We start from the raw sequence: 17,431 nt of genomic DNA, 5'->3' as shown, positions 1-17,431 counted from the left end.
GCTTACTCGGCGGCCTCACGCACACCCACGAGGATTTCGCGGATTTCCGCCTCTTTGATATCGTCATGCTCGGCGATGACGACCAGACGCGAACGGCGTTCTTCACCGGGTTCCCACGGGCGGTCATACTGGTGACGCACGCGGGCACCCACTGCCTGGACCAGCAGGCGCATGGGTTTGCCCTGAACGGCGGCATACCCTTTGACGCGCAGGATGTTCAGTTCATTGGCCAGGCGTTCGATATTGGCGACCAGTTGGGCCGGATCGGTCTGCTCGGGCAGCTCGACGATGATGCTTTCGAAATCGTCATGCTCGTGATCGTGATGGCCGTCGTGATGCGAGGGTCGGGCGTCCATGTCATCCTCGGCGGCGGCTTCCAGACCCAGCACAACGCGCACGTCCACGGCACCTTCGGCCACTTCGACGACGGGCAGGGGGCGCGGCGCCTCGGCGGCGATGATCTCGCGCGCTTTGGCCACGCCTTCTGGGCCGGCGAGGTCGGGCTTGGTCAGCAGGATGATGTCAGCGCAGGAGATCTGATCCTCGAACACCTCGGACAGGGGCGTTTCGTGGTCGATCGAGTCATCGGCCATGCGCTGCGCATCCACTGCTTCGACATTGGGCGCGAAGCGGCCTGCGGCCACGGCCTCGGCATCGGCCAGGGCGATCACGCCGTCGACGGTGATCTTCGAGCGGATGTCAGGCCAGTCGAATGCCTTGAGCAGCGGTTTCGGCAGGGCCAGACCGCTGGTTTCGATCAGGATGTGATCCGGGCGTGGCTCCAACGCCATCAGGGCCTCGATGGTGGGAATGAAATCATCTGCCACGGTGCAACAGATGCAGCCATTGGCCAGTTCCATGATGTTTTCCGCCGGGCAATCAGGAATGGCGCAGGATTTCAGGATGTCGCCATCGACGCCTACATCGCCGAACTCGTTGACCACGACAGCAAGGCGCTTGCCCTGTGGGTTCTGCATCAGGTGACGCACCAAAGTGGTCTTGCCCGAGCCCAGAAAGCCGGTGATCACTGTGACGGGGAGTTTTTCGAGGTTCGACATGTCAGGCTCCAATGGGGGGAATGCGCGAGGCACAGTTCTTGCGAAAATGTTCGGGGCGTTCGCGCCATTTCACCAAACCATCTTCGGTGGCCAGATACTTGGTCGCGCCGTCGACGATGACGTCGACATGATCTGTTTCGTTCAGGTTTTCATACACGAAGGTCCAGCGGCCCGGCCCGCGCAACACGATCGAACAGCCTTGATCACAGTTTGACAGGCATTCAACGGCTTTCAGGGTGACACCGTCGGGCAGGTCCGCCTGTTCCAGAGCCTTGTGTAACAAAGCGCCCGGGCGTTGCGTGTCATCTTCCACAGGCAGGCCGCGACGGCAGGTGGTACAGACCAGCAACTCGACTGGTGCGGTATCGGTCATGTCTCTCATCCCCCCAAATCCTCTTCGCGGGGGACGGGGTTTCATGCGGGCCACGAATGGTCATGGACCCGACACCGGAACACCCCGCCCGGTTTCAACTTCGGTTGTTGGCAGGTCTCCCGGCTTGCGGATGCCAGAGGCGGGCCTCTGTCGGATGTCCCGCCTTCCCGGCTTTCGGGCCAGTGGCATTGGGCATCCTCTCCGTTCACGGTCGCGGGGGCGGCTGCGTTTGGCGGCAAGACCGTTGACGCATTCCCTTTTCATCGGCTGTCACCGACACCAACGAAAGGGACATGCGGCACCGCTGGCCTGCTTGTCAAGCGAGTCGCGCGCAACAATGATGCAGAGGCATGGAAAGCGACCTGTGGGCGTCGATGGGCGGCATGGCGTGCCGGGCTCCAGCCCGAGATGGGCCGGGCGACGAACAGTATGTTAGCAAGGGGCGTAGACTATGGTGAACGGGTGCCTTGACTGAACGTGTCAAGATGATGGGAAAGACCACCGAACACCCCGGATCCTCTTGCGCTAATAGATGACGTTGATCATGAGCAGCGAGACGACCAGAAACAGCGCCGTCATTATTCCGCCGGAGCGGACGAAATCCATCACCTTGTATCCGGCCGGACCCATGATCAACGCGTTTACCTGATGGGTTGGGATGATGAAGCTGTTCGAGGTCGATATGGCGACCGTCAGGGCAAAGACGGCCGGGTTTCCACCCGCCGCCACCGCAATCGATACTGCCAGAGGCACCAGCAGGACCGTGGCCCCCACGTTGGACATGACCAAAGAAAAGGCCGTCGCCAGAATGGCGATGCCGGTTTGCAACGACCAGAGCGGCCAGCCGTCCAGAATTATCATGATCTGCTGGGCGATCCACGCGGCCGTGCCTGTGTTCTGCACGGCTTGTCCCAAAGGTATGAGGCAGGCGAGCAGGAATACGGTGTTCCATCCGACCGCGCGGTACGCCTCGTCCACGCTGAGCACACGGGTCAGCATCATGCCCACCGCGCCGGTAAGAAGACAGAGTGAAAGCCGGACGTCCGTGAACAGGATCAACGACAGCGAAATGGCGAAGAATGCCAGGGCCCAGCCGACTTTTTGCGGCCTCAGCTCGTCCTGAGGAAAGTCTGTCGTCACAACGACGAAATCCGGATCTCGTTTGATCCGCATCAGGTTGTCCCATCTGGTATGGGCCACAAGCATGTCGCCCGCCTGAAACTTTTCGAGCCCGATCTGAGTGGATTCGTGATCCTCGGTCTCGACATGGCTCAGCGTCTCTTCGCCGCGGTGAATGGCCAGCAGCGACATCCCGTAGGTCTTGCGAAACAAAAGCTCGCGGGGGCATTTGCCGATCAGCTTGCTGTCAGGCGTGATGACCACCTCGGCCACGCCTGCATTGGTTGGGGCGAACTCTTCGACGAAAATGTCCAAGTCCGGAAGAACGGTCAGCCCGTATTTCTCGGCGAACTTCTCGACCTCCCAACGGCGGCCGACGATGGCCAGCCGACACGGCGCTGCAATTTCCGCTGTCAAAACCTGAACCATCGAGGTTTTGCCGCGATAGAAGGTTGAAATGATGTACAGGTGGTTTTCGTGGTTGATGTCGGCCAGAATCTCGCCGACCAGGGGGCTGTCCTCGGGCACCACGACTTCGAACACATCAGCTTTGAGGCCATAGACCCTTTGCAGGTATTCCTGTGTCCCTTGTCCGGTACCCGTATTGTCAGGTCCTTCAGCCTCGGGCAAAACCCAGCGTCCCAACAGCAGAAAGTAACCAATTCCCGTCAGGATCAGAACCGCACCGATCGGCGTGACCGAGAACAGGCCGAAGGGCTCCATTTTTTGAGAGGCCGGCAGACTGTCATTTGCCGTCAGGATCAGATCGTTCAGCAGGATAAGAGGAGACGACCCCACCATTGTCATTGTGCCGCCCAAAATGGCGCAGAATCCCATTGGCATGAGCAGGCGCGACAGCGGTATGCCTGACCGTGTGGAAATTCGGCTGACAACCGGCAGAAACAGAGCAGCGGCGCCGACATTCTGCATGAACGAGGATATGACGCCAACGGTGCCGGAAATGATTGGTACAACCCTGCCTTCGGATTTGCCGCCGTATTTGAGTATGACGGCAGCCACCTTGTTCATGATCCCCGTCTTGTCCAGACCGGCCCCGACGATCATGACCGCAATGATCGAGATGACGGCATTGGATGCGAAGCCGTCGAACAGAAGGGTGACATCCGCCAGATTTTCCAGCCCGGGCGCGTAGCTGAGCAAGCCTATGAGAACCAGAACCAATATGGCGGAAAGGTCGATCCTTATGATCTCGGAAACGAACAGAAAAACGGTGAAAGCCAGAAGGGTGCAAACGACCCCCATCTCGAAGGTGAAGGCAATATGTTCCACAATACGTCCAGAACTTTTTCTTTGTTAGAGTCCTAGTTCATCTCTCCCGACTTGTCATGAAGTTTCGTTTTTCGGCGATGTTGAGACATAATGTTGCTCAATGGTTGCTGTGGGAGCAATGCTTTCGGGAACCCCGTTTGACGAACACGTCAGAAAGAAGGATTGACCAAATTGCATGAAGAAACCAGCACGTTTCGTACCGGCGCGATGCCGTTCCAACCAGGTCGAAGCAGCACAGGTAATGGCGGGTCAATTTTAGCCACGAACAACAGACAATCCGACAGCTTTGTTTGCAGTACCATTCTGCCGCCGCCTGAACCGCGCAAAAGGCCGGCTTGGCCGTCCCTGATCGCAAACTGCGCACAAGAATGGTTTACACCTAAACGGGCCGGACAAATAATTCAGGTCACCAATTCTGATCATTTCGAGGTGAAGATGCCAAGGAAGTACGGCGGGGTGTTGCCTGAACGCAAGCTGGCGGCATATGCCCAGAATGCTCGCTGTCGGATGGAACAGAAGAAGATCGCAACACGAAAAATCCAATAGTTGGTTGGATATTGAACCTCGAGGAGGGAAAAAGTATCGCAAGTCGTTGGGGGTATTGGAGGCGAGTACCGGAATCGAACCGGTGTACACGGATTTGCAATCCGCTGCGTCACCACTCCGCCAACTCGCCTTTTCAAGTAAAATCAAATACTTGCCGTGGTGTGCGTGGGGTTTTAGCAGCTTTCCCAAGGGGCGTCCAGAGGATTGCGCGCATTTTTGACGACCAGATTGAAATTTGCCGAAGCCCGCAACCGCAAACGCACAGGTGCAAGGGGGTTGCGTCAACAGGGCCGTTGCTGGGCGTTTCAGGATGTGGCAAAAGCCGGGTAACTTTGGGAATGACTCGAGAGATCCTATGACAGATTTCGCTGCCCGGCGCCGCACTATGGTTGATACGCAAATCCGGCCTTCGGATGTTACAAAGTTCCCGATCATTGAGGCGATGTTGAACGTCCCGCGCGAAAACTTCGTGCCTGACGCACAGCGTGAGGCCGCCTATGCCGACAGTGTGATCGATCTGGGCAACGGGCGCTGTATGCTCGAACCGAGAACGCTTGCTAAAATGCTGGATGCGCTCAACATTTCGAACGACGAGATGATTCTCGATATCGGTCCGGCGACGGGGTATTCCACTGCGGTTGCCGCGCGTATGGCGCAGTTGGTTGTTGGTGTGGAAAGCGACGACTCGCTGGCGTCCGAGGTGCAAAGCCTATTGGCTGAGGCCGATGTGGACAATGCCATTATCCACGTCGGTCCTTTGGAGCAGGGTGCGGCTGAGCACGGCCCTTACGATGCGATCATGGTGCAGGGCGGTGTTGAACGGATTCCCGACGCCCTGTTGGATCAGCTCAAGGAACATGGCCGGATTGCATGCCTGTTTGTTGAAGGCAATCTTGGAACTGTGCGGATCGGTCGAAAGACCGGAGGCCGGGTCAGCTGGAGGGATGCCTTCAACGCCAGTGCACCGATACTAGAGAGCTTTTCGGCGGAGTGTGCATTTTCGCTATAGTTCGCCGATAGATTCTGCTGGCGCCTTGATTAGTTGAAAAGAAGACCGCAAACTGCCTTCAGGGCAGTGTAATTTCGTTTGAGAGGATTTCGGTATGCGTGGTTCAGCGACAGGCAAGCTGGTCAGGGCATTCGCAGTGACCGCAGGACTTGCCATCAGCGTTATGCCAGGGCGTCCGGCGTGGGCTGACAACATAACAGACGCCTTCATCGGCGCGTATAATACAAGCGGCTTGCTGGAGCAGAACCGGGCGCTGCTGCGCGCGGCAGATGAAGACGTGGCAATCGCGCTTTCTGCATTGCGGCCAATCATCAACTGGACTGTACAGGTCAGCCAAGATTATACCCGGTCTCGGACCAACAATGTGGTCACAACGACCGAGCCGTCCCGGTTTTTCACCGGGCTGAGGCTTTCCCAGCTTCTGTATGATGGTGGCGCCTCGGTTCTGGGCAAACAATCTGCGCAGGAAACGGTTCTGTCGACCAGACAAACCCTGATCGACATTGAGCAACAGGTGCTTATCCGCGCTGCAAATGCTTACCTGGGCGTTCTGCTACAGGAAGAAACAGTCGCAATTCGCCAGAACAACGTGGATGTTTCGGCGGAAGAGCTTCGCGCATCGAATGATCGCTTCGAGGTTGGCGAAGTGACGCGCACGGACGTGGCGCTTTCCGAAGCGCAGTTGGCAAGTTCTCAAGCTGATCTGGCTGTCGCTCGTGGTGAACTGAGCATCGCGCAGGCTGAGTATGTCAATGCGGTCGGCAAGGCGCCAGGGAGGACGGCCGGTCAACCCAGCCTGCCCAATCTTCCACGGAGCGAGGCAGAAGCGATCAGCCTCGCGCAACGCAACCACCCGGCGATTCTGTCGGCGCAGCATCAGGTCCGCGCTTTTGATCTGATTGTACAGCAGCAGCGGGCCAACCTTGGGCCGAATGTCAGTTTGAATGCTGATGCGGGTGTGCGTGAAAGCTATGACAACAACGACTATGTGAATGACGCGACCGTGTCGCTGGACTTTACACAGCCGATCTACGCCGGTGGCCGGTTGGCCGCGAACGTGCGGCGCGCTATGGCAAACCGGGATGCGTCTCGTGCGAATCTTCTGAACGTACAAAAGAATATCACACAGGGCGTTACGGACCGGTATGCAGCGTTCCAGGCAGCCAGTGCCAGCCTCAGGGCGTCGACGGAACGGGTTCGCGCATCACAGGTTGCATTTGATGGCATCAGGGAAGAAGCGACCTTGGGTGCCCGGACCACTTTGGACGTTCTGAATGCTCAGCAGGATTTGCTGGACGCGCAGCTGGCCGAAGTGGCGTCGCGAACGGAACGATCCCGCGCAGCGTATCAGCTGTTGCAGGCGCAGGGCCTTTTGACGGCGGAACGTCTTGGCCTGGCGGTTCAGATCTATGACCCGACTTTGTACTATAATCTGGTCAAGAAAGCCCCCGCGCGTGTCAGCAAACAGAGCAAGGATCTGGATCGAGTCCTCAAAGCGTTGCGTCGGGACTAACCGGCAATACTATTTGTTGTAGGGCTCGGATTGTTTGGCTACACTCGATCCAACGATAGAGCGGTAGAGAACAATGTCTGATAATGTCGTGAAAGCAGGGATCGAAGACGTTCTGTCTTCGGTCAAACGTCTGGTCAGTGAAGACAGTCGCGGTAAATCCTCCTCGGATCAACAGGGTGCTACGCGAAAGCCGGGGCGTTTGGTGCTGACGGACGCGCTGCGCATCAGCAAACCCGCTCAGCCCGAGATCATGCCCGCCAAGCCGTCTCCTGATGTTGCCGACTCGGCCAAGCCGATGCTGCTGCGTGCCTGCGACATCGTCAGGGCAGGTGATCCTGCCAACACTGCGGATGACGCGACCGAGGGACATTCCGCGGCAACCGGCTCAACCGATGATCCCGCGATCAGTCTGAGTGCCAAGATCGAAGCGCTGGAAGCGGCGATTGCGCAAACCGAGGATCAATGGGAGCCGGATGGCGACAGCGCAGACGCCTATTCCGGCACACCGACGCATTCCCTGCCGTGGAACGTCGAAGAGGAGTTTGCGGCCGCAAGGACCGTCGTTCTGACTGATCAGGAAGATACGGACGATCCGCAGCCCGAGTCCGCTTCGGTACAAAACGCAGAGTTCATCCGGGCGGGACGACCGGCTGAATCCGATCGTGCCACTGAAGTCGTTGAAAACGTGTCGGCAACGGATTTGGATGAAGAAACATTGCGTGAGCTGATCGCGGAAGTTGTCCGCCAGGAGTTGCAAGGCGCGATGGGCGAGCGGATCACGCGAAACGTGCGCAAAATGGTGCGGCGGGAAATCGCGCGCGCGCTCGCCGCGAAAGATCTGGGATAAGATTCAACCGCTCTGTGGTGGCTGGGCCAGGCTCAGCATCCGGTCAAGATTCATGTGGCGCTCCAGATGATCGGCCAGATCATCCAGCGCCTGCTCTACACCGTCTTCGTAGGCAATGTCCGACGTCACGCCCAGCGTTGACAAATAACGGGCACGAAATGCGTCTGACGAGAAAATTCCATGCAGATAGCTGCCCTTGACCCGACCGTTGCTGCTGGCGGCGCCTTCTGGTCTGCCTTCGACCTCAAGCCATGCGCGGGCGCGGTCCGGGCCGTCGGTATGGCCCATGTGGATTTCGTATCCGCTGACCGGTTCTCGGTCTGGCAGGGCATGGGCGGAACGCAGGATGACCTGTTTCTGCCCGCCCATTGTGGTATCGACGTTCAGCAACCCCAATCCATCAACTTTGCCCGGCCGGCCGTCCACGCCATCAGGATCGGAAATGGTCTTGCCCAGCATCTGATAGCCGCCGCACAACCCAAGGACATGTCCACCGCGGCGAACATGTGCATACAGGTCGATATCCCAGCCCTGTGCACGAAAATAGCTCAGATCTCCGATCGTGGACTTGCTGCCGGGAAGCAGAACCAGATCCGCATCGCCGGGCAGGGGACGTCCGCCTGGAATGACCTCGACGCTCACGCCGGGCTCGGCGGACAACGGATCGAGATCGTCGAAATTGGCCATACGCTCCAGTTGGGGCACAACGACCTTGCACGCGCCGCCTGTATGGGAACGGATGTCCATCATGTCTTCGGCCGGCAGTTTCCAGGCGTCGTGAAACCAGGGCACAACCCCAAGGCAGGGCCAGCCTGTTCGGGCCGAGATGTCATCACGGCCTTCGTCAAACAGGGACACGTCGCCCTTGAAGCGGTTGATGGCAAAACCCCTGATCTTCGCCACGTCGCCTTCGTCCAGAACGGCCTGAGTACCGACGATCTGCGCAATCACTCCGCCACGATGAATGTCCCCGACCAGTACAACAGGGATGTCCGCTGCACGGGCAAATCCCATATTGGCGATGTCACCTTTGCGCAGGTTGGTCTCAGCCGGGCTGCCAGCGCCCTCGATCAGAACCAGATCAGCGTCGGCGCAAAGCCTGTCAAAGCTTTCCAGCGCTGCGCCCAGTAGCTTGGATTTGTCCTTGCGATAGTCACCGGCCTTCATCGTGCCAGCACGCTGCCCCTGAACGATAATCTGCGCGCCGGTATCCGTCTCGGGTTTGAGCAGAATAGGGTTCATGTCCGTGTGTGTTGCCCGCTTTGCCGCACGGGCCTGAAGGGCTTGTGCGCGGCCAATTTCGCCACCATTTTCGGTGACGGCTGCATTGTTCGACATGTTTTGTGGTTTGAACGGCGCGACCCGAAGGCCCCGGCGCGTGTAGGCGCGCGCCAGCCCCGCCACCAGAACCGATTTTCCGACATTGCTGCCGGTCCCTTGAATCATGATGGCGCGAACCATGCCTTGTCTCCTATAAGTCTGGGCGCAGATGATCTGATTTGAGCCGAAAGGGAAAGCCCCGGATGAATACGCCTGCGCATCTTTTGATCGGGGCTGCCGTGTTTGCCCGGCCGCCGCAAGGACGTATCCTCTGGGCTGCGCTGCTGGGAGCGTTGTTGCCGGATCTGTCCCTGTATGTCATGGCGGGCGTGTCCCTGTTTGTTCTGAGCATCCCTGAGCAGGTGGTCTTCGGGCAGCTTTACTTTTCCCCGGCGTGGCAGACCGTATTCGCCATAGACAATTCCTTTATCCTCTGGGGGCTGGCATTCCTGCTGGCAGTCTGGAGAGGTTGGCACGTTCTGGCTGTCGGTGCAGCGGCGGGTCTGTTGCATCTAGCGACAGATTTCCTGCTTCATGCGGGCGACGGACGGCCACAGTTCTGGCCCATCAGCGACTGGGTGTTCAGCAGCCCTGTCAGCTATTGGGACAGCGACTATCATGCTTTGTGGGTGGCTCCTGTGTCAGCCTTTGTCTGTCTGGCCGCATATGTTCTGCTTTGGCAGCGTGGATTGCCGGTCTGGGGCAAAGCCCTGTTCGCGACCATGCTGGCAGCTGAATTCTGGGTGGTGCGGCAATGGCTGTTGTTCTTTTGAGCCATTGGCTTCTTACCTGACGATCAGGCATAGAAAAACGCGCTCTGATAGGCAGAGCGCGTTTGTTCAATCCAAATCTACTTTGGTTCAGGCAGCTTCAGCCTGCTGTGCGGCGTTGCGACGCTCGCTTTCCTCGCGTGACAATGCGACTGAGGTGCGCACGCCACGGCCAACGAACTCCATCAGCCCGCTGACAACCCGTTCGTTCGGGTCAATGCCTGCGCAGGACAGAACTTCGCGCCCATCGCGCGAACGCGCCCAGCGGGCGATTTGTTCGGGGCCATTGCCGTATTTCTTGTCATCGGCGATAGCATCATCAAGCGCAGCCAGGACAACGGCCGCGAAAAGTTTGCGCGCACGATTGCCTTGCTCATTGTTAAAGGCAGTGCCGTCAACGAAATCTCTCATCTCGTCTTCCTTGTTGTTCTTGCTCTTGCATTTTCGGCGTGAGGGTCCTTATGACCGATTAGGTGCGATTCGGATACAGCTAAAATGCATAGTTGCGTTGCGTCACTTGCATGGCTTGCTGCACCTGCAGCACTAGGTGTCGTTGTCTTGTCAGGTGTGTTCCCGCCAGATATAGGGACCGCAACTGATGCATCAACCGTTTGTGAAGGATTTATGTAATGCCCAAGATAAATGGGAACGAAATTCGCCCCGGCAATGTGCTTGAGCATAACGGTGGCCTGTGGGCAGCGGTCAAAGTTGACCATGTAAAGCCGGGCAAAGGTGGGGCTTTTGCACAGGTGGAACTGCGCAACCTGCGCAATGGCTCGAAATTGAACGAACGCTTCCGCTCGGCGGACAAGGTCGAACGCGTGCGTCTGGAGCAGAAGGATCAGCAATTCCTGTACGAATCCGACGGGATGCTGGTGTTCATGGATTCAGAAACCTACGAACAGATTGAATTACCAGCAGAATTGCTGGGTGACCGTCGTCCGTTTCTGCAAGATGGCATGACCATTGTTGTCGAATTCTACGAAAGCGAGGCGCTGAACGCGACGCTGCCGCAGAAAGTGACCTGCAAGATCGTCGAGACCGAACCGGTCGTAAAGGGCCAGACGGCGGCAAACTCGTTCAAGCCCGCGCTGCTGGACAATGGCGTGAAAGTCATGGTTCCCCCCTTCATCGGCCAGGACGAAATGATCGTCGTGAACACGGAAACGATGGAATATTCCGAACGCGCGTGACGTTTCGTCACTTTTTATAAGAGACCGGGCAGGCATTCGCCGCGCGGTCTTTTTTATGCGTTAGGGCGATAACGATACCGTGTTGGGTCGGGGCCAAACAATTCCAGCATCAGTTCATACTTGATGCGATTGGCACTGACCTGACGATAGAATGCGATCAAAAAGGCAGTGGGTCCTTGAATGCGGCTGAGCCCACTGGTGGCGGCCACCACGGTGCCCACATCCGTTTTGCCCTGCAAGACCAGATATCCCCCCAGCATCAGGATACCGACGGTGCCGGCCCCGTTGATCACGCTCAGCAGGAACTTTGCCGACAGTTTCCATAGAAACATCCGCCGCCGCGTGTCGTAAATGTCATCGAACATGGTGTTGATATCCCGCTCGACGGCTTCGATATCCTCGGTTGTCAGCCGGTCGGTGGCACCGCGCAGAATGCGAACCCGTTCCGCCACGAAAGTGTTCACTTTGCGCTGCGAGACCAGAACGATGATGATTTGCGGCACGATCATTGACAACGCAATCAACCCCAGACCTGGTTGCGTCGACGAGATATAGCCGATCACACTGATCAGCGTTCCAATCTGAACGACCGGATCCGAAAAGGCTCCACCGGCAAACTTGCCCAACTCTTCGGCTTCGGCCGAAATGGCGGTGGTCATGGTGCCTTTGCGTAGGCCTTCGTCTGAATCCTTCAGGTCGGTCGAACGCCAAAGCAGGCGTTGGCGGATCAGCCGGATCATGTCTTCGCCCAAGGTTCCGGCGCGATAGCTTAGTACCCATTTCAGGGCGAGGCTCAGCAGGATGACGGCCATCATGCCGATGCCCAGCTGGATCAGTTTTTCAGTCCCGACATCGTCGGATGTCAGGTGGTTGACGATGTCGCGCTGAAACTCAAGCGGCACGGCGGCAAGGCCCGCAATTGCGACGGACAGCATGATGAGGATGATCTGCCGCCCCGCACTGGCGCGCCAGATCGCGGAATAAAGTCGAAACATGCGGGAATCCGGTTCGTCCTGTTTGCCTGCACTTTGGCAGTGCAGGACAACGGGTTCAAACTTTTCGATACAAGCTGATGCGCGGGTCGTGCCGATTTCGCAACAAGGTGGGCTCAGTCCTCCAGCCGCACCGTGGCGTCTGCGGCCTGCATCTCAGGGCCTGCGCGATCAAATCGCAGATACGCGATCCCGTTTCCGCCGGCCTGTGTGTACAATGTTCCGACAGGTTTGCCATTTGCACTGATCTCGGTCCTCACCGGGGCCGAGCCCTGGACAACGACGCGTCGCAGACCTTTGCGCAATTCGGTTTTGTGCTTCATGCGCGCGGTCACTTCCTGCCCGACATAACATCCTTTTTTGAAATCCACGCCATTCAGCGCTTCGAACCCGGATTCCAGGATGTAACTGTCCGGGGTCAGTTCAATGCCTGACTCGGGAATGCAGTGCCGGACGCGCAGTGCATCCCAGTCGGTTCCGTCATCGCCCTCGGGTTCGGGGGAGTAGTTGCGCCAGCCCATCTCCGGGTGGCGGGGATCGGGCAGGGCGGTTTCCGGCGCAGCCTTGGTGCCGCGTTGCAGGTTCAGATCGGTTCCCTCGATCGTCACATCCGCACGCAGCTTGTACATCGTCAGACGTTTGACCAGATCATCCGCAAGGTGTTCGGCCACATCCAGAAGAACTCCGTCGTCATCTCGTTTCAGGAAGAAATCCGCCAGGTACTTTCCCTGCGGAGTAAGCAGAGCGGCATAGACCAGCCCGTTGTCCAACCCCTTAATGTCGTTGGTAATCAGATCCTGCAAAAAGCTTTCGGTATCCGAGCCGGACAGGCGCAGAATGCGGCGGGTGGGCATGGCTTGGTCCTCGTCATTTCCTCAGGCCTCGTGATATAGGAAGTTCCGATGCCAAGACCAGAGGTTATCAGACGTGCCCGCGCCTATTACCGTCGTGATCCCGACCCTCAACGCTGCCGACGCTTTGCCCGAATGTCTTGGGGCTTTGATGGAAGGGGTGCATGCCGGGTTGATCCGGGAATTGATCATCAGCGATGCCTGCTCAACCGATCACACGCCGGATATTGCGGAAGAGGCCGGTGCGATGGTCGTGACCGGCCCGCCATCCCGAGGCGGCCAGTTGCGCCGAGGGTGCGCGCAGGCCAAAGGGGATTGGCTGCTGATTCTTCATGCCGATACAGTGCTGCAAAAGGGGTGGAGCGAGACCGTCAGCGCCCACCTGCCGTCAGCCAAACCTGCCGCGTTTCAGCTGGCGTTCCGCGCGCGCGGGATCGCGCCGGCCTGGGTGGCTGGCTGGGCCAATCTGCGCAGCAGGATGCTGGGATTGCCCTACGGAGATCAGGGGTTGCTGGTTCCGCGTCACACCTATCAAGCGGCAGGCGGGTTTCCCGACCAGCCGTTGATGGAAGATGTGGCTTTGGTGCGCGCGTTGCCAAAGGTAACTGTTCTGAACACACGCGCCTTTACGAGTGCGGAGCGGTATGAGCGGGCGGGGTGGATTCGGCGCGGAGCTCGGAACCTGTGGACTCTTCTGCGTTACTTTCTTGGGGCTGACCCGCAAGTTTTGGCGCAGACGTATCGTCGCTGAGCGTGGTGCGCAGCTCGACGACGGATTTCCCCAGCCGAAACGGTGCCGCAAAACTGACAAGGCATAGTGCCACGATTTGCAGGACAAGAATATGAGCATTGTCCTGTAGGTATTCCCATTCTTCTTTCAGCTTCCCGACCTGCGCGATCAGGTCATCGTAGCTCTGCGCAAGTATCAGATAGTCGCCCGCAATCGCGGGAACCTTGCGACGTATATTGTCAATGGCGGTCTGTGTGCTTTCGTCCAGTGAAGTGAAGACAAGGAACTGGTCGATGTCAAAGGCATCGGCCTTGGCGGCCATGTCACGTATTTCGTCCATTTCGTCCCTGGACTGACCCCCAACCAGGAAGTGAAGCCCCTGTAGGGGGGCCACTTCGTTCGTGACCGCGATGAACAGGGGTAGTTCCGAGTTGCTGGCGGTCGAAGCAGAAAGGAATTCAACCTTTTCGCATAAAACGGCGGTATCCGGATCATAGGCCGGATCACAGAACCGCAGGCGGAACCGGGCCGCGTCCCTGTCAAATGCCAGCGTCGCGGCATAGGCTACGTCGATCTGTCGGTCCAGTCGCGAGCTGTCCGAGGTGTAAAGCCCGGCCAAAACAGCCACCAATGCCCCGATGCCACCCAGCACAACCCATACCAGATCAGCCAGTTTCCACGCCCGGTGCCCGGCCGGTTTGCGAAACAGAAAGGCAGTGCCGATAGAGCCGATGATAAAGAACAGGATCAGCAGGGGCAATTGATTGTCGGTCACAAAACTCATGGGTCCAATCTTAGGACCTGTGCTTCGACCTGCAACAGGGATCACGGGCAGTTGTAACGTCTTACCATATCCCCATACTGGAAACAGCGCAGGGGGGACTTCGATGACCAAAGAAATCGTTCTTATCCACGGAGCATTTGCCGGACCTTGGTGTATGCAGGATTTCGCGGACTTCTTTCGGGACCGAGGTTGGACGGTTCACGTTCCTGCCTTGCGGTACCATGACGGTGATCCGAAAGCGGACCCCGACCCGGGTCTGACCGATACTAGTGTCATGGACTACACCAACGACATCGCCGATTTTGTAAAAGGACTGGATCGCAAACCTGTCATTTTGGGGCATGCCATTGCTGGGGTGGTGGCACAGCAAGTGGCGTCTTGTGGTTTGGCCAGTGCCATCGTTTTGATCAATCCCAATGCGCCTTGGGGCACCTTGCCCGAAACCGATGATGAACGCGCTGTACCGCGCACCTTGATGGAAGGCGGCCCATTCTGGAAGCAGCCGATGCGGGTCGGGTTCGATTTGATGGCCCCGTTTGCTCTGAACAAGATGGATGAGGCGCAACAACACGCTGTATTCGACCGATTGGGCGCAGAAAGCGGGCGCGTGATGTTTGAAATGTTCTTTTGGATGTTTGATGACCATCACGCAATCAAGGTTGATTTCGACAAGGTTGACTGCCCGGTTCTGGTGGTCTCGGGTGCCGAAGACAGGGCTGTTAACCCCGATACCTGCCGCGCACTGGCAGCGCGCTATGGGGATCGCGGAACCTTTTTGCTGGTCGAAGACCATGCGCATTTCCTGTTCATGGAGCCGGGTTGGGAAGGGCCGGCCTCGATGATCGAGACTTGGATGACAACCCAGGTGACCTGAAACGGGCTTGACAACAATCCACCCTTTGCAGACATGGCGCCAAGTGAATAGGGCAGTTGACCCTTTTGGCGCGAAACCTCTGCGGGAAAGGTCCGGACATGACCCTGTTCGTTGTCCTTATTATTCTTTCGGCTGCTTTGCTGCACGCGGTGTGGAATGCAATCGTGAAGACAGCGGCTGATCGAACCACGATGCTGGGTTTGGTCGCTCTGGGTCAAGTGCTGCCTGCGGCGGTCATGGTGATGCTGCTGCCGCTGCCAAACCCAGAGAGCTTTATTTACATCCTGCTCTCGACCGTTGTGCATTTCGGTTATTATTTCATGCTGGGTAAAGCCTATCAGCACGGTGATCTGAGTGTGGTCTACCCCATCGCCCGTGGGATTGTCCCGGCGCTGGTTTCGCTTTGGGCAATGGTCCTGGTCGGAGAAGTGCTGCCTTTTCAGGCCTGGACAGGTATCGCCCTGATTGCCGTGGGCATCCAGCTGAGCAGTTGGAAAGCTCTGCGCTCGGGCGTTGGGCGCAGTGCACTGATGTTTGCGCTGGGCACCGGGTTCTGCATTTCGATCTATTCGGTTGTTGACGGGATCGGTGTTCGGCTGTCGGGCAACACGCTCAGCTATTGGGCATGGGGGGCGTTTCTGCACCTGTTCATTGCCGGGTTTGTCGGGGTTCGGAAACGTGCGACCTTAAAAGACCTGCCGGCCAAAGTATGGATGATCGGCATTCTTGGCGGGCTGGTATCGATGACAGCTTATGGTCTGGTGCTGTACGCCAAGAATTTCGCACCGTTGGGCGCGGTTTCGGCGCTGCGGGAAACTTCGGTCATCTTTGCCGCACTGATCGGGTTCGTATTCCTCAAGGAAGGGAACTGGGCGCGACGGTTGGGTGCCGCGGTGCTCATGGCCGTGGGTGTCGCCCTGATCGGAATGACGGTCTGATCCGGCGGAAAAGCCTCGGGCGACAGTGATTCCTCTGGCTTAGCGACCGACCTGAAACGTGCATTGTGGCTTGCAGTGCATGGTGCCTTTGTCGCTGCTTACGCATCGCAGCAAGCGTTCCTCGCGCGTGTTGATCGTTTCTGTGACGGTGTTGTGGCCAGAGATCACGATGAAGGAATCCGGGGAAAAAGCCAGCCCCTTGTAATAGCAAAACCGTGTTTCCGTTCCGTCCGGGATCGGAGATGCCAGGCTGAGCGTCTTTTGCGCCGGGGCCTGGGTCGCCAGCATAGCAAAGGCCAGCCCATAGGTCAGTGTTTTCAGGTCGTCCTCTCGTCCTGCAAATCTGTTGTCGATCAAAAAGGGTTTGGACGCCCGGACCTCAATCATGGTTTCTTGTTTCAGCAAGTTTGAACGAGATCAACGGGTTAGGCAACGAAAATCCTACGCGCTCAGCGACAAGCCAAGGGGACGATTTTTACGGTCGGTCACTTCTGTGGTAACATGGCCGCATTGTTTAAGGAGAATTGAGAGATGTTCAGACCCTCTGTGGAAGCGATTATGGATGTCATGTCCCAAAAGGATTACGTAGTTTTCGACACCCCAACTGTCGATTGGAACCTGAACATAGTGGGCATTCGCGCCCACCCGGTTTCACCCAAGAAATTCGATGATGTCATGACGGTGTTTCACCGGTTTCTTGGCGTTTGGGATATAGCGTATTACCCGATGACGGCCGATCCCAGCGATCACTACCTGAAGAACCCGATAAACCCGGATGGGACGGCCATTCTGGCGTCGGGGCAATATCGGTCCTGCTACAAGATCGATATTCATAAACGAGGCCGGCCCGGAGGCCACAAGGCGCTGTGTCAAAGGCTGGGAAACGTTACCGTGTTTCGGGACAACAACAGGGATGGAAACCTGAACCTTGTTAATCCTCAAAGCGGGATGTTCGGCATAAATCTGCACAAGGGGCCAAACAACGGTGACGATGACACGGCGAATACGATCTATTCCGCCGGGTGTCAGGTATTCGCCGATCAGCGTCACTTTGCCGAGTTTCTGCTGAAATGCGAAGCCGGGCGCGACGCGTTTGGCAACAAGTTCACCTATACGTTGCTGGATCAGGCAGATTTCGAATAAGGCGGTGCCTTGCGAAGGTTCTGCAAGCGCCGGGGCAGGACAGGGGCTGGGGGCGTGCCCGGATCTTAAACCGGGCCTTGG

Annotated in this window: 18 protein-coding genes, 1 tRNA gene, 1 pseudogene and 1 riboswitch; of the genes and pseudogenes, 10 read left to right on the top strand and 10 right to left on the bottom strand. The window is 57.7% G+C overall.

What is annotated here, in order from left to right:
* Positions 1-2: 2 nt before the first annotated feature.
* From cobW to GS611_RS06905, 3 genes are all read right to left on the bottom strand, one after another.
* Positions 3-1,058 carry a cobalamin biosynthesis protein CobW gene (cobW, locus tag GS611_RS06915; RefSeq protein WP_171231961.1) on the bottom strand — a complete coding sequence of 352 codons (1,056 nt, stop codon included), beginning with the start codon at positions 1,056-1,058 and terminating at the stop codon, positions 3-5.
* A gap of 1 nt (position 1,059) precedes the next feature.
* Positions 1,060-1,431 (bottom strand): DUF1636 domain-containing protein, encoded by a 372-nt coding sequence (locus GS611_RS06910; protein WP_171633608.1) that lies wholly within the window; start codon positions 1,429-1,431, stop codon positions 1,060-1,062.
* A gap of 91 nt (positions 1,432-1,522) precedes the next feature.
* Positions 1,523-1,730, bottom strand: a riboswitch (cobalamin riboswitch).
* Positions 1,731-1,956: 226 nt separating this feature from the next.
* Complete coding sequence (locus tag GS611_RS06905; protein ID WP_171633868.1) at positions 1,957-3,813, bottom strand: SLC13 family permease; 1,857 nt, start codon at positions 3,811-3,813, stop codon at positions 1,957-1,959.
* 189 nt (positions 3,814-4,002) lie between these two features.
* Here GS611_RS06905 and GS611_RS06900 point away from each other — a divergent pair, with 189 nt between their 5' ends.
* A complete protein-coding gene (locus GS611_RS06900) occupies positions 4,003-4,386 on the top strand; it encodes a hypothetical protein (RefSeq protein WP_171633606.1) in 384 nt (127 codons plus the stop codon).
* A gap of 56 nt (positions 4,387-4,442) precedes the next feature.
* On the opposite strand, the gene GS611_RS06895 is transcribed toward GS611_RS06900, so the two are convergent.
* Positions 4,443-4,516: transfer RNA gene (locus tag GS611_RS06895), tRNA-Cys, on the bottom strand.
* A gap of 225 nt (positions 4,517-4,741) precedes the next feature.
* Between GS611_RS06895 and GS611_RS06890 the strand changes: the two genes are divergently transcribed.
* The 3 genes from GS611_RS06890 (at position 4,742) to GS611_RS06880 (ending at position 7,755) form a co-directional block, all read left to right on the top strand.
* Positions 4,742-5,395, top strand: a complete 654-nt coding sequence (locus GS611_RS06890; protein ID WP_171633602.1) for a protein-L-isoaspartate O-methyltransferase — start codon at positions 4,742-4,744, stop codon at positions 5,393-5,395.
* Positions 5,396-5,489: 94 nt separating this feature from the next.
* A complete protein-coding gene (locus tag GS611_RS06885) occupies positions 5,490-6,908 on the top strand; it encodes a TolC family outer membrane protein (protein WP_171633600.1) in 1,419 nt (472 codons plus the stop codon).
* A gap of 73 nt (positions 6,909-6,981) precedes the next feature.
* Positions 6,982-7,755 carry a hypothetical protein gene (locus tag GS611_RS06880; RefSeq protein ID WP_171633597.1) on the top strand — a complete coding sequence of 258 codons (774 nt, stop codon included), beginning with the start codon at positions 6,982-6,984 and terminating at the stop codon, positions 7,753-7,755.
* A gap of 3 nt (positions 7,756-7,758) precedes the next feature.
* Here GS611_RS06880 and GS611_RS06875 read toward each other — a convergent pair whose 3' ends face one another.
* Complete coding sequence (locus GS611_RS06875) at positions 7,759-9,216, bottom strand: cobyric acid synthase (RefSeq protein WP_171633595.1); 1,458 nt, start codon at positions 9,214-9,216, stop codon at positions 7,759-7,761.
* 62 nt (positions 9,217-9,278) lie between these two features.
* Here GS611_RS06875 and GS611_RS06870 point away from each other — a divergent pair, with 62 nt between their 5' ends.
* Positions 9,279-9,848 carry a cobalamin biosynthesis protein CobQ gene (locus GS611_RS06870; protein WP_171633593.1) on the top strand — a complete coding sequence of 190 codons (570 nt, stop codon included), beginning with the start codon at positions 9,279-9,281 and terminating at the stop codon, positions 9,846-9,848.
* Positions 9,849-9,935: 87 nt separating this feature from the next.
* Here GS611_RS06870 and GS611_RS06865 read toward each other — a convergent pair whose 3' ends face one another.
* Positions 9,936-10,256, bottom strand: a complete 321-nt coding sequence (locus GS611_RS06865) for a DUF6280 family protein (protein WP_037310273.1) — start codon at positions 10,254-10,256, stop codon at positions 9,936-9,938.
* A gap of 218 nt (positions 10,257-10,474) precedes the next feature.
* Here GS611_RS06865 and efp point away from each other — a divergent pair, with 218 nt between their 5' ends.
* Positions 10,475-11,038, top strand: a complete 564-nt coding sequence (efp, locus tag GS611_RS06860) for an elongation factor P (RefSeq protein ID WP_170346480.1) — start codon at positions 10,475-10,477, stop codon at positions 11,036-11,038.
* Positions 11,039-11,091: 53 nt separating this feature from the next.
* Here efp and GS611_RS06855 read toward each other — a convergent pair whose 3' ends face one another.
* Both GS611_RS06855 and GS611_RS06850 read right to left on the bottom strand, forming a co-directional pair.
* The gene (locus GS611_RS06855; RefSeq protein WP_171633590.1) at positions 11,092-12,033 is read right to left on the bottom strand and encodes an ABC transporter transmembrane domain-containing protein; all 942 of its coding nucleotides are present in this window, start codon (positions 12,031-12,033) and stop codon (positions 11,092-11,094) included.
* Between the two features lie 113 nt (positions 12,034-12,146).
* Entirely contained in the window at positions 12,147-12,884 is a 738-nt protein-coding gene (locus GS611_RS06850) for a folate-binding protein YgfZ (protein ID WP_171633587.1), read from the bottom strand.
* Positions 12,885-12,957: 73 nt separating this feature from the next.
* Between GS611_RS06850 and GS611_RS06845 the strand changes: the two genes are divergently transcribed.
* Positions 12,958-13,632, top strand: coding sequence for a TIGR04283 family arsenosugar biosynthesis glycosyltransferase (locus GS611_RS06845; protein ID WP_171633584.1), 675 nt, complete (start codon positions 12,958-12,960; stop codon positions 13,630-13,632).
* 7 nt (positions 13,633-13,639) lie between these two features.
* Here the strand turns inward: GS611_RS06845 and GS611_RS06840 are convergent.
* Positions 13,640-14,395 (bottom strand): annotated as a pseudogene (locus GS611_RS06840) (hypothetical protein); the annotation flags it as partial.
* 103 nt (positions 14,396-14,498) lie between these two features.
* Between GS611_RS06840 and GS611_RS06835 the strand changes: the two are divergent.
* Together GS611_RS06835 and GS611_RS06830 are read left to right on the top strand one after the other, a co-directional pair.
* Positions 14,499-15,269 carry an alpha/beta hydrolase gene (locus GS611_RS06835; RefSeq protein WP_171633581.1) on the top strand — a complete coding sequence of 257 codons (771 nt, stop codon included), beginning with the start codon at positions 14,499-14,501 and terminating at the stop codon, positions 15,267-15,269.
* A 98-nt stretch (positions 15,270-15,367) separates the two neighbouring features.
* Positions 15,368-16,207: a DMT family transporter gene (locus GS611_RS06830; RefSeq protein ID WP_171633580.1), complete on the top strand. Its 840-nt coding sequence runs from the start codon at positions 15,368-15,370 to the stop codon at positions 16,205-16,207.
* Positions 16,208-16,246: 39 nt separating this feature from the next.
* Here the strand turns inward: GS611_RS06830 and GS611_RS06825 are convergent, their stop codons facing one another.
* Positions 16,247-16,594: a hypothetical protein gene (locus GS611_RS06825; RefSeq protein WP_171633577.1), complete on the bottom strand. Its 348-nt coding sequence runs from the start codon at positions 16,592-16,594 to the stop codon at positions 16,247-16,249.
* Between the two features lie 144 nt (positions 16,595-16,738).
* Here GS611_RS06825 and GS611_RS06820 point away from each other — a divergent pair, with 144 nt between their 5' ends.
* Complete coding sequence (locus tag GS611_RS06820) at positions 16,739-17,350, top strand: hypothetical protein (protein WP_171633575.1); 612 nt, start codon at positions 16,739-16,741, stop codon at positions 17,348-17,350.
* Positions 17,351-17,431 lie beyond the last annotated feature (81 nt).

The sequence above is a fragment of the Ruegeria sp. HKCCD6119 genome (assembly GCF_013110585.1).
Classification (GTDB): Bacteria; Pseudomonadota; Alphaproteobacteria; order Rhodobacterales; family Rhodobacteraceae; genus Ruegeria.
Note: the sequence above shows the minus strand (reverse complement) of the source record. Positions and strands in the feature narration are given on the sequence as shown.

Excerpts from the sequence above, each read along its gene's own strand:
- cobW (WP_171231961.1), bottom strand. The coding sequence starts at position 1,058 with ATGTCGAACCTCGAAAAACTCCCCGTCACAGTGATCACCGGCTTTCTG.
- GS611_RS06910 (WP_171633608.1), bottom strand. The coding sequence starts at position 1,431 with ATGACCGATACCGCACCAGTCGAGTTGCTGGTCTGTACCACCTGCCGT.
- GS611_RS06905 (WP_171633868.1), bottom strand. The coding sequence starts at position 3,813 with ATGGGGGTCGTTTGCACCCTTCTGGCTTTCACCGTTTTTCTGTTCGTT.
- GS611_RS06890 (WP_171633602.1), top strand. The coding sequence starts at position 4,742 with ATGACAGATTTCGCTGCCCGGCGCCGCACTATGGTTGATACGCAAATC.
- GS611_RS06885 (WP_171633600.1), top strand. The coding sequence starts at position 5,490 with ATGCGTGGTTCAGCGACAGGCAAGCTGGTCAGGGCATTCGCAGTGACC.
- GS611_RS06880 (WP_171633597.1), top strand. The coding sequence starts at position 6,982 with ATGTCTGATAATGTCGTGAAAGCAGGGATCGAAGACGTTCTGTCTTCG.
- GS611_RS06875 (WP_171633595.1), bottom strand. The coding sequence starts at position 9,216 with ATGGTTCGCGCCATCATGATTCAAGGGACCGGCAGCAATGTCGGAAAA.
- GS611_RS06870 (WP_171633593.1), top strand. The coding sequence starts at position 9,279 with ATGAATACGCCTGCGCATCTTTTGATCGGGGCTGCCGTGTTTGCCCGG.
- GS611_RS06865 (WP_037310273.1), bottom strand. The coding sequence starts at position 10,256 with ATGAGAGATTTCGTTGACGGCACTGCCTTTAACAATGAGCAAGGCAAT.
- efp (WP_170346480.1), top strand. The coding sequence starts at position 10,475 with ATGCCCAAGATAAATGGGAACGAAATTCGCCCCGGCAATGTGCTTGAG.
- GS611_RS06855 (WP_171633590.1), bottom strand. The coding sequence starts at position 12,033 with ATGTTTCGACTTTATTCCGCGATCTGGCGCGCCAGTGCGGGGCGGCAG.
- GS611_RS06850 (WP_171633587.1), bottom strand. The coding sequence starts at position 12,884 with ATGCCCACCCGCCGCATTCTGCGCCTGTCCGGCTCGGATACCGAAAGC.
- GS611_RS06835 (WP_171633581.1), top strand. The coding sequence starts at position 14,499 with ATGACCAAAGAAATCGTTCTTATCCACGGAGCATTTGCCGGACCTTGG.
- GS611_RS06830 (WP_171633580.1), top strand. The coding sequence starts at position 15,368 with ATGACCCTGTTCGTTGTCCTTATTATTCTTTCGGCTGCTTTGCTGCAC.
- GS611_RS06825 (WP_171633577.1), bottom strand. The coding sequence starts at position 16,594 with ATGATTGAGGTCCGGGCGTCCAAACCCTTTTTGATCGACAACAGATTT.
- GS611_RS06820 (WP_171633575.1), top strand. The coding sequence starts at position 16,739 with ATGTTCAGACCCTCTGTGGAAGCGATTATGGATGTCATGTCCCAAAAG.